The organism is Polaribacter gochangensis (genome assembly GCF_046224025.1).
Taxonomy (GTDB): Bacteria; Bacteroidota; Bacteroidia; order Flavobacteriales; family Flavobacteriaceae; genus Polaribacter; species Polaribacter gochangensis.
Map to the genome: position 1 here is coordinate 1 of NZ_JBJXRF010000001.1, position 17,405 is coordinate 17,405.

General features: G+C 31.8%; 18 protein-coding genes. 11 read left to right on the top strand and 7 right to left on the bottom strand.

The window, feature by feature from the left end; translation table 11 throughout:
• Positions 1-302 precede the first annotated feature (302 nt).
• From thrS to ACEWL1_RS00025, 5 genes are all read left to right on the top strand, one after another.
• Positions 303-2,243: a threonine--tRNA ligase gene (thrS, locus tag ACEWL1_RS00005; RefSeq protein ID WP_409231241.1), complete on the top strand. Its 1,941-nt coding sequence runs from the start codon at positions 303-305 to the stop codon at positions 2,241-2,243.
• Between the two features lie 65 nt (positions 2,244-2,308).
• Positions 2,309-2,866 (top strand): translation initiation factor IF-3, encoded by a 558-nt coding sequence (infC, locus tag ACEWL1_RS00010; RefSeq protein ID WP_409232246.1) that lies wholly within the window; start codon positions 2,309-2,311, stop codon positions 2,864-2,866.
• Between the two features lie 39 nt (positions 2,867-2,905).
• On the top strand, positions 2,906-3,103 hold the full coding sequence (gene rpmI / locus ACEWL1_RS00015; RefSeq protein ID WP_301399729.1) for a 50S ribosomal protein L35: 198 nt from the start codon (positions 2,906-2,908) through the stop codon (positions 3,101-3,103).
• A gap of 153 nt (positions 3,104-3,256) precedes the next feature.
• Positions 3,257-3,601 (top strand): 50S ribosomal protein L20, encoded by a 345-nt coding sequence (rplT, locus tag ACEWL1_RS00020; protein ID WP_301399728.1) that lies wholly within the window; start codon positions 3,257-3,259, stop codon positions 3,599-3,601.
• Between the two features lie 99 nt (positions 3,602-3,700).
• On the top strand, positions 3,701-4,273 hold the full coding sequence (locus ACEWL1_RS00025) for a hypothetical protein (protein WP_409231242.1): 573 nt from the start codon (positions 3,701-3,703) through the stop codon (positions 4,271-4,273).
• A gap of 442 nt (positions 4,274-4,715) precedes the next feature.
• Here the strand turns inward: ACEWL1_RS00025 and ACEWL1_RS00030 are convergent, their stop codons facing one another.
• Positions 4,716-4,895, bottom strand: coding sequence for a hypothetical protein (locus tag ACEWL1_RS00030; RefSeq protein ID WP_409231243.1), 180 nt, complete (start codon positions 4,893-4,895; stop codon positions 4,716-4,718).
• Between the two features lie 58 nt (positions 4,896-4,953).
• Between ACEWL1_RS00030 and ACEWL1_RS00035 the strand changes: the two genes are divergently transcribed.
• From ACEWL1_RS00035 to ACEWL1_RS00045, 3 genes are read left to right on the top strand one after another with little or no spacing between them, the layout of a single operon-like run.
• On the top strand, positions 4,954-6,150 hold the full coding sequence (locus ACEWL1_RS00035) for a hypothetical protein (protein ID WP_409231244.1): 1,197 nt from the start codon (positions 4,954-4,956) through the stop codon (positions 6,148-6,150).
• A gap of 7 nt (positions 6,151-6,157) precedes the next feature.
• A complete protein-coding gene (locus tag ACEWL1_RS00040; protein WP_409231245.1) occupies positions 6,158-6,559 on the top strand; it encodes a hypothetical protein in 402 nt (133 codons plus the stop codon).
• 46 nt (positions 6,560-6,605) lie between these two features.
• The gene (locus tag ACEWL1_RS00045; protein ID WP_409231246.1) at positions 6,606-7,001 is read left to right on the top strand and encodes a hypothetical protein; all 396 of its coding nucleotides are present in this window, start codon (positions 6,606-6,608) and stop codon (positions 6,999-7,001) included.
• 65 nt (positions 7,002-7,066) lie between these two features.
• Here ACEWL1_RS00045 and prfA read toward each other — a convergent pair whose 3' ends face one another.
• Complete coding sequence (prfA, locus tag ACEWL1_RS00050) at positions 7,067-8,143, bottom strand: peptide chain release factor 1 (RefSeq protein WP_347175204.1); 1,077 nt, start codon at positions 8,141-8,143, stop codon at positions 7,067-7,069.
• Positions 8,144-8,233: 90 nt separating this feature from the next.
• Between prfA and ACEWL1_RS00055 the strand changes: the two genes are divergently transcribed.
• The gene (locus tag ACEWL1_RS00055) at positions 8,234-8,665 is read left to right on the top strand and encodes a hypothetical protein (RefSeq protein WP_409231247.1); all 432 of its coding nucleotides are present in this window, start codon (positions 8,234-8,236) and stop codon (positions 8,663-8,665) included.
• A gap of 27 nt (positions 8,666-8,692) precedes the next feature.
• Here the strand turns inward: ACEWL1_RS00055 and ACEWL1_RS00060 are convergent, their stop codons facing one another.
• Positions 8,693-9,415 (bottom strand): sulfite exporter TauE/SafE family protein, encoded by a 723-nt coding sequence (locus tag ACEWL1_RS00060; protein WP_409231248.1) that lies wholly within the window; start codon positions 9,413-9,415, stop codon positions 8,693-8,695.
• Between the two features lie 132 nt (positions 9,416-9,547).
• Between ACEWL1_RS00060 and ACEWL1_RS00065 the strand changes: the two genes are divergently transcribed.
• Positions 9,548-9,976 carry an Lrp/AsnC family transcriptional regulator gene (locus ACEWL1_RS00065; protein ID WP_409231249.1) on the top strand — a complete coding sequence of 143 codons (429 nt, stop codon included), beginning with the start codon at positions 9,548-9,550 and terminating at the stop codon, positions 9,974-9,976.
• 196 nt (positions 9,977-10,172) lie between these two features.
• Here ACEWL1_RS00065 and ACEWL1_RS00070 read toward each other — a convergent pair whose 3' ends face one another.
• On the bottom strand, positions 10,173-12,728 hold the full coding sequence (locus ACEWL1_RS00070; RefSeq protein WP_409231250.1) for an adenosylcobalamin-dependent ribonucleoside-diphosphate reductase: 2,556 nt from the start codon (positions 12,726-12,728) through the stop codon (positions 10,173-10,175).
• Positions 12,729-13,013: 285 nt separating this feature from the next.
• Here ACEWL1_RS00070 and ACEWL1_RS00075 point away from each other — a divergent pair, with 285 nt between their 5' ends.
• Positions 13,014-13,430, top strand: a complete 417-nt coding sequence (locus tag ACEWL1_RS00075) for a hypothetical protein (RefSeq protein ID WP_409231251.1) — start codon at positions 13,014-13,016, stop codon at positions 13,428-13,430.
• Here ACEWL1_RS00075 and ACEWL1_RS00080 read toward each other — a convergent pair.
• From ACEWL1_RS00080 to ACEWL1_RS00090, 3 genes are all read right to left on the bottom strand, one after another.
• Positions 13,427-14,605, bottom strand: a complete 1,179-nt coding sequence (locus tag ACEWL1_RS00080; protein WP_409231252.1) for an AIR synthase related protein — start codon at positions 14,603-14,605, stop codon at positions 13,427-13,429. The two genes, ACEWL1_RS00075 and ACEWL1_RS00080, sit on opposite strands and share 4 nt — an antisense overlap.
• Positions 14,606-14,666: 61 nt before the next feature.
• Positions 14,667-15,152: a GNAT family N-acetyltransferase gene (locus tag ACEWL1_RS00085; RefSeq protein ID WP_409231253.1), complete on the bottom strand. Its 486-nt coding sequence runs from the start codon at positions 15,150-15,152 to the stop codon at positions 14,667-14,669.
• 34 nt (positions 15,153-15,186) lie between these two features.
• A complete protein-coding gene (locus tag ACEWL1_RS00090) occupies positions 15,187-17,370 on the bottom strand; it encodes a glutamine synthetase III family protein (RefSeq protein WP_409231254.1) in 2,184 nt (727 codons plus the stop codon).
• Positions 17,371-17,405 lie beyond the last annotated feature (35 nt).

The window sequence follows — 17,405 nt, forward strand, 5'->3', positions numbered from 1 at the left end:
AGACCAAACTTATCCCTTAGCGGCTGCAAATATACACCCCTTTTTAAACCTCACAATACCTAATCCAATCTTTTTTTTAAACCAAAACTTAAAACTCTATAAACCCAATACTTAACAAACAAAAAAAATTGAAAATTTTTTAAACTATAAAAATTAAAGAGAAAATTAGAGAAGAACAAACAGTATTGCATCAACAAAACCTCAACAAAAAGCAAGATTCACTTTTTAAAAAAACTTTACACATATATATATTGTGCAAAATGGAGTTTTCTAATATCTTTGCATCCTAAAATTAAATTTTAATGATTCATATTACATTACCTGACGGAAGTGTTAGGGAGTTCAATTTAAATAGCACACCAATGGATGTGGCTAAAAGCATTAGTGAAGGATTCGCTAGAAACGTTATTTCTGCAAATTTTAATGGAACAACTATTGAAACCACAACACCTTTAACTTCTGACGGTTCTTTAATATTATATACATTTAATGATGATGGTGGAAAAAAAGCTTTCTGGCATTCATCTGCTCACGTATTGGCTCAAGCTATTTTAGAGTTTCATCCAAGGGCAAAATTAACTATTGGACCTGCGATTGATAATGGATTTTATTATGATTTAGATTTAGAGGATGAAGTAATCTCTGAAAAAGACTTTACTAAAATTGAGCAAAAATTTTTAGAATTAGCAAGAGGAAAGCACGAGTTTAAACTGCGTTCGGTTTCTAAAGCAGATGCTTTAGCATACTATCAGAAAGAAAACAATCAATATAAAGTAGAGTTAATAGAAAGTTTAACTGACGGAGATATCACCTTCTGTGATCATTCTGATTTTACAGATTTATGTCGTGGTGGCCATATTCCAAATACTGGAATTATCAAAGCCGTTAAAGTAATGAATGTTGCTGGGGCTTATTGGCGTGGCGATGAAAAGAACAATCAGTTAACTCGTATTTACGGAATTTCATTTCCGAAGCAAAAAATGCTTACCGAGTATTTAGAATTACTAGAAGAAGCAAAAAAGCGTGACCATAGAAAACTAGGTAGAGAGCTAGAATTATTTACTTTTTCTCAAAAAGTTGGAGCTGGTTTACCTTTATGGTTACCAAAAGGAGCCGCTTTAAGAGGAAGGCTAGAAGATTTCTTAAAAACAGCACAAAAAAAAGCAGGTTACGAAATGGTAATGACACCACATATTGGTCAAAAAGAATTGTATATTACTTCTGGTCATTATGAAAAATATGGTGAAGACAGCTTTCAACCTATAAAAACTCCTAAAATGGATGAAGAGTTTTTATTAAAACCAATGAACTGTCCGCACCATTGTGAAGTTTATAATTTTAAACCACATTCATATAAAGATTTACCAAAACGATTTGCTGAATTCGGAACTGTTTATAGATATGAACAAAGTGGAGAATTACATGGATTAACTCGCGTAAGAGGATTTACACAAGATGATGCACACATATTTTGTACTCCAGATCAATTAGATCAAGAATTTAAAAATGTTATCGATTTAGTTCTTTACGTGTTTGGGTCTTTAGGATTTGAAAACTTTACAGCACAGGTTTCTATTAGAGATAAAGAAAATCCAGATAAATATATTGGTGATGTTACTACATGGGAATTAGCTGAGCAAGCAATTATTAATGCAGCAACAGATAAAGGCCTAGATTTTGTTATTGAAGAAGGAGAAGCTGCTTTTTATGGACCTAAATTAGACTTCATGGTTAAAGACGCTTTAGGCAGAAGTTGGCAACTTGGAACCATTCAAGTGGACTATAATTTACCGAAACGATTTGAATTAACCTATAAAGGAGCAGATAACCAACTGCATCAACCCGTAATGATTCACAGAGCACCATTTGGTTCTATGGAACGATTTATTGCAGTGTTACTTGAGCATACAGGCGGAAATTTCCCGCTTTGGTTAACCCCAGATCAGGTTATCTTATTGCCAATCAGTGATAAATATCAAAAATATTCGGAAAAAGTTTTAGAATCGCTAGAAAATTCCGAAATTCGCGCCCTCATAGATGATCGAAGTGAGAAAACTGGTCGAAAGATTAGAGATGCAGAAATGAGCAAGATTCCGTTCATGATTATTGTTGGCGAGAAAGAAGAAAACGAAGGAACTGTATCCGTAAGAAAACACGGAGAAGGAGACATCGGAACTTTTACTATTGAAGAATTTATTTCGTTGATACACAATGAAATAAAAAGCACAAAAGTAGAATTTTAAAGAAATAAAAAAGAAAAGCAGTTAAAGAAACTGCATTGTATAATTAAAATTTATTAGTCATAGCAATTAGAAGAAATAGGCCAAGAAGACCTTTAAGAGTACTTAAAGAAGATCAACACAGAATTAATCATAAGATTAAATTTGTTGACGAAGTACGTTTAGTTGGTGATAACATCGAAGTTGGTGTTTATCCGATTGAAAAAGCAAGAGCATTAGCGGAAGAGCAAGAATTAGATTTGGTAGAAATATCTCCAAAAGCAGTTCCTCCAGTTTGTAAAATTATCGATTATAAGAAGTTTTTGTACGAACAAAAGAAACGCGAAAAAGCATTAAAATCGAAAGCAACTAAAGTTACTGTTAAAGAAATTCGTTTTGGACCTCAAACTGATGAGCATGATTATGAATTTAAAAAGAAACATGCCATTAAGTTCTTAAAAGAAGGAGCCAAATTAAAAGCATTTGTTTTCTTTAAAGGAAGATCTATCATCTTTAAAGAGCAGGGACAAATCTTATTATTAAAATTAGCTCAAGAATTAGAAGAATACGGTAAAGTAGAACAACTACCTAAATTAGAAGGTAAACGTATGATTATGTTTATTGCACCTAAAAAAGTAGGAAAATAATAATAACAATCTTATAAGCGAGATAAAAACGAAGGAGAAATGCCTAAAATGAAAACCAAATCTAGTGCCAAGAAACGTTTTAAGTTGACAGGTTCTGGAAAAATCAAAAGAAAGCACGCGTTTAAGAGTCATATCTTAACAAAGAAGTCTAAGAAACGTAAGCTTAAATTGACGCACGCAACATTAGTACACAAGTCTGATGAAGCGAACATCAAACAACAATTAACTTTAAAATAGTTAATTAAAGGGAATTTAATTATTAACCATGGAGTTAGGCAAAAAACAAAAAGAGTTATAAGTTGTGAATGTTAAGTTTTAAGTTAACACTAAAAACTAACAACTAATCACTAAAAACTAAATAGCCGCCTACTACAAAAAACAATTTGAATTATGCCAAGATCAGTAAATTCAGTAGCCTCAAGAAAAAGAAGAAAAAAAATCTTGAAGGCAGCAAAAGGTTACTTTGGAAGACGTAAAAACGTTTATACAGTAGCAAAAAACGCGGTGGAAAAAGCAATGACATATGCTTATAGAGACCGTAAAAACAATAAGAGAAACTTCCGTGCATTATGGATTCAACGTATCAACGCTGGAGCTAGAGAACATGGAATGTCTTACTCTCAGTTTATGGGAAAAGTAAAAGCTAATAACATCGAATTAAACCGTAAGGTTTTAGCTGATTTAGCGATGAACAACCCAGAAGCTTTTAAGGCAATTGTAGAGAAAGTAAAATAATATAATAATCCTTGCTTATATATTAAAAACCCAAACGTTTCGTTTGGGTTTTTTTTGTTAATTTTAGCCTTTTAATATTTGCTGTTTATACCAAAAACCATGAAGCTTACTTTAACACTATTCCTTACAGTACTTTTTTCTTTGAATTCATTTTCACAAGAAAACACAAATACAATTGACAACCAATTTAGAACCGTTTATAAAAAATCTAATAATTATTTAGAGTACAAAGTAATTCTTAAAAAGGACTATGGAGACATCCATAACAATGTGTTAGATAGTATTAAAAATTTTAATAAGCAATTAGAAGCTAAAAATACGTTAATCGCTACTCAAAAAAATACAATTGCTATTTTAAAGAAAGAAAAAGAGGAAACCAATGCAAAACTTACTAAAGCTTTAAACAAAGAAAACTCAATATCTCTTTTTGGAATGCAATTGAGCAAAGGACTTTATTCTTTCATTTTATTTGCTATAATTATTACGTTACTTATCTCTCTTGGATATTTTGTTTACAAATTTAAGAACAGTAATGTATTAACTATTGCTGCGAAAAACGATTTAGAAGAGGCAGAAAACGAGCTAAATACTTTCAGAAAAAAATCATTAGAAAAAGAGCAAAAACTACGCAGACAGCTGCAAGACGAGATTATTAAAAACAGAAATAACTAATTTCTAAATGGTTAACTCACGGTTTTCCGTGACAAGCCCAACTCACGGAAAACCGTGAGTTGACTCACGGTTTTCCGTGAAGTAAAAAACCCCATAAATGGGTATTGCGCAAACCAATATTGCACTTTACATTTGGAGTATAGAATTATAATGAGTTAATTGTTGTTATTCTTTGTTATAAAGCATACCCCTTAATTATTTGTTAACCTAAAGCGATTAAAAACTTCCCCCCAAGATTTTTAATCGCTTTTTTAAAAAGGCAAAGATTGCACACATTAAATTAGAAGTATTAATATTAAATTTAACCATATGAAAAGAAAGAAAGAAAGAAAGAAAGAAAGAAAGAAAGAAAGAAAAATCTTCTAAAATTAGGACTGCTGTTCTTTACAATTCCACTACTCTTATTTAATTGCGAAAAAGAAAATTTCCCAGAAGAAGACAGCTATTTTAAAACTGTTAGCATTTCAGAATCTTTACAGTTTTTAAATAAAACAAATTTAAAAGCTAAAGGAACAAATAACTTACAACTATTTATTGCTTTAGATTCAGCCAAACATGAAGCTTTAATAGACAGTAAAGAATTAATTACGGTAATACCAGCTACAACAAAATACAAAGACATTTATAGTAGAGTAGTTTTAATGAGAATAAATAACAACATTAAAAGCGTTCTTGTTAATATGATGCCGAGCGACTCAACAAAACTTTTTACTGGAAGAATAAGTATTACAAATTTAAAGGGTAAATTTATAATTGGCTATAGAGTTAAAGATGGTATATTAACGACTAAACTCATAAAAACCCAAAACCAAAGCACCACAAGAAAATATCAAAAAGGTACAGAAAAACTTTGTGAATATCATGAAAACGGAGATACTAGTTGCATGTTTACTGATACTGAATTAGATGAAGTAGTTGTAATGGGTACATCAGGGAATAATTATGCATTAGATCCTTTTGTAAACGAAGGTAATGGAGATTACGAATATGATTACACACTCGATTGGAATTTTGGTGACGGAAATCCAAATGGTGGCGGAAGTAAATCTACTAACTGCCCTGGTATAAAAATTTTAAATCCTGTAACAAGTGTTTGTGAATGCCCTGATGGTTATGTTGAAGATAGTAGCGGAAATTGTGTTATTAAATGTGAGACAACTTTAGCTGATTTGCAAAAAGTTTTTCCAAACACAGATTCTTCTGAGTTACAAAAAATTATTGATTATCTGAATAAACATGGAAAAGATTTTGGGATTGATACTGATGAAGAGTTGCAACATTTCTTAGCACAAGCTGGTCATGAAAGCAAGAGTGTTACAACTGGAAAAGAGTTTGAAGGACTTGAGGAAAACTTAAATTACAGATGGTCAGAATTAGGTACTAAAGGATATTGGGATGACTATTTTAATCCTATCTCTAACCCAACTCAAAATCCAAACAAAGCAGATCCTAGAAATTTTAAACGCTCAACAACTTCTGATTTTGTAGATATTCGAAAATTTGCAAACCTTGTTTATGATGATGCTAACAGAAGGCAAAGATATAAAATGGGAAATACAAATGTTGGTGACGGATATAAATATAGAGGAAGAGGGATTTTTCAACTTACAGGGAAATACAACTACCAACAATTTACTAGCTATTATCAAAACAAATATAAAAGCTCATTGGACTTTAGTGTAAATCCAAACTTGATTGCAACTAATAAAGAAATAGCCGTAATTAGTGCTCTTTGGTTTTTTAAAAATAAAGTCGGTAACTTATTAGCCAATACTACTGTCGCTCAGGTAACAAAAAAAATAAATGGAGGAAAGAAGGGCTTACAACATAGAAAAGCTCTATTTAATAAAGCAAAAACAAATATTAAATGTAAATAAAAAGATTATGAAATTATTAAAACAAAATAATAGATATTTAAAAATTATAGTTGGAATACTTTTTCTAACCACTGTTGGGTTTGCAATTTATCAATCTCAATGGCTTCAAGAGAGAAAACAAAATATTGTTGGTACTTGGATTTGCGATAGTACTCCCGAATGGAAAGTTGAATTCACTAATAACGGAATTTCTTATTGGCATTACCCAGGAGAAACAACTGAAGAATATAACTATACGGTAAATAGCGAAATTACTCAATCTGGATTAGAAATAACTTTTGTTAAACTAATAAATGTAAATAACCCAAATGATATTATTGAATATGATATTAATGGGTTAAGTAATGATAAAATGGTTTTAACAGTCTTAACACCAAAAATTGATTATATCCATTTCACTAAACAATAACCTAAAAGGAGCACTGAATTAGTGTTCCTTTTTAATAAATTAAGTAATGAAAAACAAAAAAATTAGTGTATTAATAGTATCTGTTTTTATAACTACTATTATATGCTCTTTTACAGCTTTAAAAACTAATCAATCAACAAAAGACAAAATTATTGGAACATGGATTTCGGATGAAGATATCAATAACAAATGGGTATTTTCTACAAATAACACTTGTAAAAGGTATTATAACGGAAAACTTTTAAACACCTACAACTTTTCTATTACAAGTTACTCTTGTAACAATGAACTTGACACAATTGACGAATACTTAAAGTTAACTAAAAATAATAGTAAAACCTATTGTTACGCCATCAATGGAATTACAATAGATGGTAATGATACTTATTTATCATTAGAATTTGACGGTAATCCTAGACCAATGTTATTTAAAAAACAATAAAATATTAATCAAGAGCAAAAAAAGCACCCGTTCGGGTGCTTTTGTTTTATACAAGAAACTGAGTTTTAAAAACCGTCTCCTAATTCTTTTAACTTTTCTGTATTTTCTGCAAGCATTAATTCATCAATAATTTTCTGAATGTCACCATTCATAATATTAGGCAAATCATATAATGACAAACCAATTCTGTGATCTGTAACTCGCCCTTGCGCATAATTATACGTTCTAATCTTAGCAGATCTATCTCCGCTTGAAACCATAGAACCACGCTTTAAAGCGTCTTCTGCTTGCTTTTTTGCCAATTCCATATCGTACAAACGAGAACGCAATACTTTAAACGCTTTCTCTTTATTCTTATGCTGCGATTTTTGATCTTGACATTGTGCAACTAAACCAGTAGGAATGTGCGTTAAACGAACTGCAGAATACGTTGTATTTACAGATTGTCCTCCAGGACCAGACGAACAGAAAAAATCAATTCTTACATCTTTCGGATTAATTTCTACATCAAATTCTTCTGCTTCAGGAAAAACCATCATGGTTGCGGCAGAAGTATGCACTCTACCTTGTGTTTCTGTTTGTGGAACTCTTTGCACACGATGCACTCCAGCTTCAAACTTCAACGTTCCGTAAACATCTTCTCCGTTTACTTCAAACTGAATTTCTTTAAATCCTCCATTTGTTCCTTCAGAAAAATCTACTGTAGAAACTTTCCAGCCTCTACCTTCACAATACTTTGTGTACATTCTAAATAAATCTCCAGCAAAAATACTTGCTTCATCACCACCAGTTCCGGCACGTAATTCAACAACAGCATTTTTAGAATCTTCTGGGTCTTTCGGAATCAATAAAAATTTAATTTCGTCTTCTAATTCAGGAATTCTGGTATTGGCATCACTCATTTCCATCTTTGCCATTTCTACCATTTCGGCATCAGAACCATCCGCAATAATTTCTTTTGCTTCTTCAATGTTGTTTAATAAAGATTGATATTCTTCTCCTTTTTTAACAACATCACCTAAATCTTTATATTCTTTGCTTAAACCAGCGTATCTTTTTTGATCCATAATGATTTCTGGTTGGATAATTAAATCCGAAACCTCATCATAACGCTGCTTTACAATTCTTAATTTATCTAACATTTTCTATTCTTTACTTGATTGCGAATTTACAATTTTCTCTGAACTTTTCTAAATTAGATTTCATGTATATTTGATTAAAATTATTTTACAATGCGTACACTTGTATTTTTTGTCTGTTTGCTTTTTATTTTTTCTTGCAACACAGAAACCAAACCACAAAAACCTCAGTTTTTATTAGGAAAATGGATTAGAACAAACGACAAACCAGAAAATATTACCTATGAAATTTGGAACAATAATTTTACTGGATTAGGAATTACACTCAAAGAAAAAGACACTACTTTTAAAGAAATTTTAAGTATTGTTTCTATGAATGACACATTAACTTTAAAAGTTGAAGGCGTAAATGAAACTCCGACCTTATTTAAATTCACATCTCAAACCGATACTTCTTTTGTCGCAGAAAATCCAACACACGACTTTCCAACAAAAATTAAATACTGGCTAGAAAACAAGCAATTAAAAGCGCATGTCTCTAACAACCAATTCGGAATTGAGTTTGTTTTTGAAAAGTTCGATTGACACTTTAAATTAATATCAATTTTCATCTTACGACTTCAACACTAACATCACTCCTGATAAAAATAATAAAGCTAAAACCCCATTCTTTAAAACTGTTTCATTTAGTTTAGCATACGCTTTTTTACCTAGATAAATAGCCAATATAAAAAACGGCATTATATAAAACGAATAACGTACTTGCTCCATATTTAAAATACCTGCTTCATAAAGCGTAGGTATTCTAACAGCAGTAATTAAACCTAATACTCCAAACATAGTCGCTCTAAAGGTTTTCATTGAAACAGCTGAGTTCTTAACAACAATCACATATAAAGGACCACCAGTAGAAAACAATCCAGAAAAAAACCCGCCCGCTAATCCAAATAAAAACTCAAGTTTAGGCTTATGAAATACTTTATCTTTTGCATACATTGTATATATCACATATAACAAAATAAAAATCCCTAGTGCTTTCTTTAAAAAAATAGGTTTTCCATGAGTTAAAACCCAAATACCTAAACCAACTCCCAAAATAGTGGCGATACTAAGTTTTAAAATAATTCTTCTATCTATATTTTTCCTTTCTTGAGCAATAAAATACACACTCGAATAAAAATAAAATATAGAGATGTAAGCGATTGCATCATGCAAACCAAGAACAAGTAATAAAATAGGCAACGCAATTAAAGCTCCTGCAAAGCCTGTTACTGTTTGAAAAAAGAAACCAAGTAAAATACCCAAACCAACAACTAATAGAATTGATACACTCATTTTTAATGAAATTTGTATTATTTAATGAGTCAAAACTATCTATAGATTTTTGATTTATAAAATTGATTCAATCATATAAAATTCTTTATTATAATAATAAAATGTATTTTTATACTTAAAACACTCAAATCAATGGTAGATGCTATAGACAACAAAATAATCAATGAATTAAAACAAAATTCAAGAATTTCTTTTGCTGATATTGGTAGAAAAATTCATCTTTCCCCATCTTCTGTAAGAGAACGTGTTCAAAAACTAGAAGATACTCGGGTTATCAAAGCTTACTCGCTTCATGTAGATTATTCTAAACTCGGTTTTGGGCTAGAAGTTATTATCATTCTTAAATTATTTAGCGGAAAAATTAAATTATTTATTACTGATGTTCATCTGTTTCCAGAAATAAAAGAAGCCTACAGGATTACTGGTTCTCAGAACATACACATTCGTGCTGTTTTAAAAGACCAACTTCATTTACAGCAATTTATCGATAAATTAATTAATTACGGAGATACGATGACACATCTTATTTTATCTGAAATTAAAAAAGACAAAAACCTTTAATGTAAAAATATCAAAAAATGAAAAACTCTTAAAAGAGTTTGCTTCATGTTAAGAATTAAAAACTAAATGTCATTTCGAAATGAGCGTTCTAGCGATTGAGAAATCTCATGAAGTTTATAACTATTACTAACCTCAACAAAACAAAAATCCCAAATTCAAAATGAATTTGGGATTTTTACTTTCTATAAAAGAGGATTTATCCACATTTAGAAGAACCACAATCTTGACAGGTTAAACACCCTTCTTGGTAAATTAAACTATCCGATTTACAGTTTTCACAGGTGTGTCCTTTTGCTTTTGTGCCATCTTCTACATAACGTTTTAGAGCACGGACAACTCCGTTTTTCCACGTATTTATTGATTCGCTATCTAATTGTAAACTCTGAATCAATTCTACAATTTTATCAATTGGCATTCCGTGACGTAACGTTCCAGAAAACAATTTTGCATAATTCCAAAACTCAGGATTAAACTTGTGCGACAATCCTTCAATAGTAGTTTTATAACCGCGTTTGTTTTTGTACTGAAAATCGTACCGCGATGTTCCGTCTTCATTTCTACTTTTTAGAATCAATCCTTTTTCTACCCAACGCGGAATTAAAATTCCGTCTTCATCATCCACCAAACCAGTAAAAATCTCGTAAGGTTTTTCATCAACCAAACCAATAAAAGCAATCCATTTTTCTTTTTTATTTTGAAAACGAACCACGTCAGCTTCTAAAACTTCTGGACGAATAACAGGAAATGAAGTCAAAACATTTTCTTGATTTTCTTCTTTCTTTTCGTCATTAGAAATCAACACTCCAGCACGCGAACCATCTCTATAAACCGTTACACCTTTACAACCAACTTCCCATGCTTTTAAATACAACTCGCCTACCAAATCTTCGTTGGCGTCGCTGGGTAAATTAATGGTTACACTAATGGAATGATCTACCCATTTTTGAACAGCGCCTTGCATGGTTACTTTACTCATCCAATCTACATCGTTTGAAGTAGCTTTGTAATACGGAGATTTTTGAATCAAAACGTCCAGTTCTTCTTGCGAAAAGTTTTTAGAAGAGTCAATACCGTTTACTTCCATCCACTGTTTAAATCGATGATGAAAAACTACATATTCTTCCCAAGAATCCCCAACTTCGTCAACAAAATCTACTCGAGAACCTTTGTCGTTTGGATTTACTTTTTTTCTACGTTTATACACCGGCATAAAAACAGGTTCAATTCCTGATGAAGTTTGCGTCATTAAACTTGTTGTTCCGGTTGGCGCAATCGTCAATAAAGCAATATTTCTACGTCCGTATTCTAACATTTCGTAATACAATTTGCTATCTGCTTCCTTTAAGCGTAAAATAAACGGGTTGTTTTTTTCTCTCTCTGAATCAAAAATTGAAAATGCGCCGCGTTCTTTTGCTAAATTCACAGATGCTCTGTAGGTTTCTATTCCTAATGTTTTGTGCACTTTTACTGAAAAATCGTTTCCTTCTTTACTTCCGTATCTAATTCCCAATGCCGCTAACATATCTCCTTCTGCAGTAATTCCTATTCCGGTTCTTCTTCCTTCGTATGCTTTTTGTCTGATGTTTAACCACAGATTTTTTTCGGTTGCTTTCACATCATCTGCTTCTGGATCTGCATCAATCTTTTCTAATATTTTATCTATTTTCTCTAATTCTAAATCAATGATATCATCCATCATTCTTTGTGCAATAACAATATGTTTTTTAAACAACTCAAAGTTAAAAGCAGCTTCTTTTGTAAACGGATTTTCTACATACGAAAACAAGTTGATTGCCAATAAACGACAAGAATCGTACGGGCATAAAGGAATTTCACCACACGGATTTGTAGAAACTGTTTTGTAACCTAAATCTGCATAACAATCTGGTACCGATTCATTAATGATGGTATCCCAAAAAAGAATTCCTGGTTCGGCAGATTTCCATGCGTTGTGCACAATTTTTTTCCATATTTTTTTAGCTTCTATCGTTTTTGTAACTTTTGGTTCTGCGCTAAAAATTGGGTATTTCTGCGTATACTTTTCATCATTTTTTACTGCTTTCATAAAGGCATCATCAATTCTTACAGATACATTTGCGCCAGTAACTTTTCCTTGTTCTAATTTTGCATCGATAAAATCTTCAGAATCTGGATGATTTATAGAAACCGATAACATTAATGCACCACGACGACCATCTTGCGCCACTTCTCTGGTAGAATTTGAATAACGCTCCATGAAAGGAACAATTCCAGTGGATGTTAATGCTGAGTTTTTTACGGGAGAGCTTTTTGGTCTAATGTGTGATAAATCGTGACCAACACCGCCACGACGTTTCATTAGTTGAACTTGTTCTTGGTCAATTTTCATGATTCCTCCGTACGAATCTGAATTTCCATCATTACCTATTACAAAGCAATTAGAAAGTGATGCAACTTGAAATGGATTTCCAATTCCTGCCATCGGACTTCCTTGCGGAACAATATATTTAAAGTTTTTAATGGCTTCAAAGACTTCTGATTCTGTTAACGGATTCTCATATCGTTGTTCAATTCTTGCAATTTCTTTTGCAATTCTTGTATGCATTTCGTTGGGTGTACTTTCGTAAATATTTCCGTCAGAATCTTTTAATGCATATTTATTTAACCAAACACTTGCAGCTAAATCATCATTATTAAAATAGCTTAAAGCAGCAGCTAGCGCTTCTTGTCTTGTGTATGTCTTTTTGGGGGTAATTTGTGTTGTTGATTTCATTGTTTTCACTAGAGAATTAGATTATTATTTGTCAAGCCTAAAGTAAGAAAAATAAAACAATTAAGACCACAATAAAAATCATAAAGTTTACAGAAAAAAAATACAAATTACTAATTAACAGCATTTTATCATTTTATCAACATAAAAATGTTTACAAATATTTTATTTTTTCAACCACCAAGAAACACTTAAATACCTCTAAACAAGCAACTAACAGTAGTTTTTATCATTAAAAAAATAAGATAAAAAAAACTATCTTTAGCATATAAAATAAATTACATGATCATGAAAACAAAAGCAAAATTTCAAACAATTGTATTCCTGTTTTTTCTTACACTTTTCCTTTCTTGCACAAACACAGAAGGCGAATGTTTAATTTGCAACGAAGACCCAATACATATTTCTAAAAAATCAATTCAGTTTGACGCAGAATTAAATACTATCACAATTACAACAAAAGGAACAACTTGGAAGCTTATTGAAATTTCTTACAACAATTCTATAATTGATTTAAGTGGTATTAATCCGCAAGCAACTACTTTTAAAGTAGAAAATCCGAATTTTATTTTCGAAAGAAAAAATTCAAAAGAGATTTTCATAGAAATGAGTGCAAATTATACTGGAAATGAAAAAAAGTTAATTGCAGTTTTACAAGACGGAGATTATTTTGGTCAAATTGCTGTTTTACAAACTATTGATTAATATTCAAAAACTCCAAACTCACTTTTTATGGTGAGTTTTTTTGTTGATGATGCTTCTACTCGACCTACAATTTGCGCATTTACATTATACGACTTAGAAATCGAAATAATGTCTTCTGCTATTTCTGGAGAAACATAAATTTCCATTCTATGTCCACAGTTAAAAACCTGATACATTTCTTTCCAATCGGTTTTTGATTGTTCTTGTATCAATTTAAATAAAGGCGGAATTGAAAACATATTGTCTTTTACAATATGTAAATTGTCTATAAAGTGTAAAATTTTCGTTTGCGCTCCACCAGAACAATGAATCATTCCGTGAACAGTATCAGAGTTGAATTTCGATAAGATTTCTTTGATAATTGGCGCGTAAGTTCTTGTTGGCGATAATACTAATTTACCTGCATCAATCGGAGAGTTTTCTACGTTGTCCGTTAATTTTACATTTCCAGAATACACTAAATCTTTAGGAACAGCAGCATCAAAACTTTCTGGATATTTAGAAGCTAAATAATTATCAAAAACATCGTGTCTTGCAGATGTTAATCCATTTGAACCCATTCCGCCATTATATGCTGCTTCATACGTTGCTTGTCCGAAAGATTCTAAACCAACAATAACATCACCAGCTTTTATATTTGCATTATCAACAACATCTGTACGCCTCATTCTAGCAGTAACCGTAGAATCAACAATAATTGTGCGCACTAAATCGCCAACATCTGCAGTTTCTCCTCCGGTAGAATGAATTGTAACACCAAAACTTTTTAAATCCTCGATCAATTCTTCTGTTCCGTTGATAATTGCCGACAACACTTCGCCGGGAATTTTACTTTTATTTCGTCCGATTGTAGAAGACAACATGATATTGTCTGTTGCACCAACACATAATAAATCATCAATATTCATAATCAACGCATCTTGCGCGATTCCTTTCCACACAGAAATATCACCTGTTTCTTTCCAATACATATACGCCAAAGAAGATTTTGTTCCCGCCCCATCAGCATGCATAATCAAACAATAATCCTCATCATTTGTTAAATAATCAGGAACTATTTTACAAAATGCTTTTGGAAACAATCCTTTATCAATGTTTTTAATTGCATTATGAACATCTTCTTTAGATGCAGAAACCCCACGTTGTGCATATCTTTTAGAAACTTCTTGACTCATGTTGTGTGTTGTTGTTTTGTTGCAGCGAAATTAATCTAAAAACCGCAAACATTCAAGGTTATTACAACTTTTTACTTCTTCTTTCACACAAAACAGTGTCTCTCCAAACACCATCTTGTTGCGCAATTTTTTCTCGCTTTCCAATCAAACGAAAATCATTTTTGAGATGTAGTTTTACGCTTCCTTCATTCTCCGGAAACAAACTAGAATACAAAGTCCAAATTCCATTTTCTTCAGAAGACTTTATCAATTCTTGCAACAACATATTTCCAATTCCTTTTCTGATTGAAATTAAAGAAACATAAACACTTACTTCTGCTACTCCTCGATATTCATTTCTATTTGATACTGGAGAAATTGCACACCAACCTAAAACGATTTCATCTTCAATAACCACAAATCTTGAATGTTGATGGTGATTTACATTCCAATTTTCCCAACTGGGAACTTTATTTCTAAACGTAGCATTTTTTGTGTCAATTCCGTCTTGATAAATTCTTGCAACTTCCCGCCAATGCTTTTTTGTTAATTTTTTTATTTCCATCATAAAAAATCCCGCCAAAGCGGGATTTAATTTTTAATTATCTAGTAAATAATAACTCTCTATATTTTGCTAATGGCCAAAGCTCATCATCAACCATCATTTCTAATTTATCACTATGATATCTAATTTCTTCAAAATATGGTTTTACAATATTACAATATGCATCCGCAGCTTTTTGCCCCTCAAGCTTATTTGCTTTCTTACGAGCTTCAGTCATTGCTTCTACTTTGGAATTGATTCCTGCAATATGTTCAGATATTTTTTCAATTAAATCTATTTGCTCTTTCGCATGTACTTTAAATTTATCTCCAAAAATATTTTTCAATCCACTAACATTTTCGATCAATGTATTTTGATATTTAATTGCGGTTGGAATCACATGATTTCTAGCAATATCCCCCAACACTCTTCCTTCAATTTGAATTCTTAGAATGTATTCTTCTAGCTCAATTTCGTGTCGAGCTTCGGTTTCAATTTTACTCATTACACCCATTTCTTCAAAAAGAGCAATGGTTTTCTTAGATTTTTTTTCTTTCAGTGCTTCAGGAGTCGTTTTATTATTACTCAATCCTCTTTTTACTGCTTCGATTTCCCATTCTTCTCCATAACCATTTCCTTCAAAACGAATCTTTTTTGAAGCTTTAATGTATTCTCTTAAAATATTAAAAATAGCTTCGTCTTTCTTTAAGCTTTTCTTCTCTATCAAAGCATCCACTTCAATTTTAAAATCCTTTAATTGTTTTGCTACAATTGTATTTAAAACCGTCATTGGACCAGCACAGTTTGCCCAAGACCCAACAGCTCTTAATTCAAATTTATTTCCTGTGAAAGCAAAAGGCGATGTTCTGTTTCTATCCGTATTATCTAATAAAATCTCAGGAATTTTGCCTACAATATTTAATTTTAAATCTGTTTTTTCTTCTGGCGATAATTTCCCTTTGGTAACATTTTCTAATTCATCTAAAACTGCTGATAATTGCGAACCAATAAATACAGAAATAATTGCTGGTGGCGCTTCATTTGCCCCCAAGCGATGATCGTTACTTGCAGATGCAATTGAAGCTCTAATTAGCTCTTCATAATCATGAACTGCTTTGATTGTATTTACAAAAAATGTTAAGAATTGTAAATTTTTCATAGGTGTTTTTCCTGGACTCAATAAGTTTACTCCAGTACTTGTTGCCAAAGACCAGTTATTGTGCTTACCAGAACCATTGATTCCTGCAAATGGTTTTTCATGAAATAATACTCTAAAATTATGTTTTTGAGCAACTCTTTCCATCACATCCATTAATAAGGAGTTGTGATCTACTGCTAAATTTGCTTCTTCAAAAATCGGAGCTAATTCATATTGATTTGGCGCCACTTCGTTATGACGTGTTTTTACAGGAATCCCTAACAACATACATTCTTGCTCCATATCTCGCATATAACTCAATACTCTACGCGGAATTGAACCAAAATAATGATCGTCTAATTGTTGTCCTTTTGCTGGAGAATGCCCTAATAATGTTCTTCCTGTTAAATTGATATCTGGTCTAGAAATTGCCAAAGCAGAATCAATTAAAAAATATTCTTGCTCCCAACCTAAAGAAGCATTTACTTTGGTTACATTTTTATCAAAATATTTACAAACAGCAGTTGCAGAATTATCAATTGCCTGCAATGCTCTTAATAAAGGTGCTTTATTATCTAATGCTTCTCCTGTATAGGCAACAAATATTGTTGGTATACACAATGTTGTTCCGTAAATAAATGCTGGTGATGTTGGGTCCCAAGCAGTATAACCTCTCGCTTCAAACGTATTTCTAATTCCGCCATTCGGAAAACTAGACGCGTCTGGTTCTTGCTGCACCAATTCCCCACCTCCAAATTTCTCCATTGCTCTACCGTTTCCAATAGTTTCAAAGAAAGCATCATGCTTTTCTGCCGTAGCACCTGTTAATGGCTGAAACCAATGTGTATAATGTGTTGCATTTTTTGATAATGCCCAATCTTTCATTGCTGCAGCAACTTGATCTGCAACGTTTCTATCAATTTTTTTGCCAAACTCGATGGCATCCATGACGCTTTGAAACGCCTCTTTTGTCATAAACTGACGCATCGAATGTTCGTTAAAAACGTTTTTACCAAAAGCCTCTGACTTTCTCTCTTCTTCTGTAATTTTCAAAGGAACTCTATTAAGTGTTTCTTTTAATGCGTTAAAGCGGATTGTTGACATAGTTGTGTTTGAGTTTTAAATTATACAGGGCAAAT

Excerpts from the sequence above, each read along its gene's own strand:
- rplT (WP_301399728.1), top strand. The coding sequence starts at position 3,257 with ATGCCAAGATCAGTAAATTCAGTAGCCTCAAGAAAAAGAAGAAAAAAA.
- rpmI (WP_301399729.1), top strand. The coding sequence starts at position 2,906 with ATGCCTAAAATGAAAACCAAATCTAGTGCCAAGAAACGTTTTAAGTTG.
- ACEWL1_RS00080 (WP_409231252.1), bottom strand. The coding sequence starts at position 14,605 with ATGAGTCAAGAAGTTTCTAAAAGATATGCACAACGTGGGGTTTCTGCA.
- ACEWL1_RS00075 (WP_409231251.1), top strand. The coding sequence starts at position 13,014 with ATGAAAACAAAAGCAAAATTTCAAACAATTGTATTCCTGTTTTTTCTT.
- ACEWL1_RS00025 (WP_409231242.1), top strand. The coding sequence starts at position 3,701 with ATGAAGCTTACTTTAACACTATTCCTTACAGTACTTTTTTCTTTGAAT.
- thrS (WP_409231241.1), top strand. The coding sequence starts at position 303 with ATGATTCATATTACATTACCTGACGGAAGTGTTAGGGAGTTCAATTTA.
- ACEWL1_RS00035 (WP_409231244.1), top strand. The coding sequence starts at position 4,954 with ATGATGCCGAGCGACTCAACAAAACTTTTTACTGGAAGAATAAGTATT.
- ACEWL1_RS00060 (WP_409231248.1), bottom strand. The coding sequence starts at position 9,415 with ATGAGTGTATCAATTCTATTAGTTGTTGGTTTGGGTATTTTACTTGGT.
- ACEWL1_RS00055 (WP_409231247.1), top strand. The coding sequence starts at position 8,234 with ATGCGTACACTTGTATTTTTTGTCTGTTTGCTTTTTATTTTTTCTTGC.
- ACEWL1_RS00065 (WP_409231249.1), top strand. The coding sequence starts at position 9,548 with ATGGTAGATGCTATAGACAACAAAATAATCAATGAATTAAAACAAAAT.
- ACEWL1_RS00040 (WP_409231245.1), top strand. The coding sequence starts at position 6,158 with ATGAAATTATTAAAACAAAATAATAGATATTTAAAAATTATAGTTGGA.
- ACEWL1_RS00045 (WP_409231246.1), top strand. The coding sequence starts at position 6,606 with ATGAAAAACAAAAAAATTAGTGTATTAATAGTATCTGTTTTTATAACT.
- ACEWL1_RS00085 (WP_409231253.1), bottom strand. The coding sequence starts at position 15,152 with ATGATGGAAATAAAAAAATTAACAAAAAAGCATTGGCGGGAAGTTGCA.
- prfA (WP_347175204.1), bottom strand. The coding sequence starts at position 8,143 with ATGTTAGATAAATTAAGAATTGTAAAGCAGCGTTATGATGAGGTTTCG.
- ACEWL1_RS00070 (WP_409231250.1), bottom strand. The coding sequence starts at position 12,728 with ATGAAATCAACAACACAAATTACCCCCAAAAAGACATACACAAGACAA.
- ACEWL1_RS00090 (WP_409231254.1), bottom strand. The coding sequence starts at position 17,370 with ATGTCAACAATCCGCTTTAACGCATTAAAAGAAACACTTAATAGAGTT.
- ACEWL1_RS00030 (WP_409231243.1), bottom strand. The coding sequence starts at position 4,895 with ATGTCTTTGTATTTTGTTGTAGCTGGTATTACCGTAATTAATTCTTTA.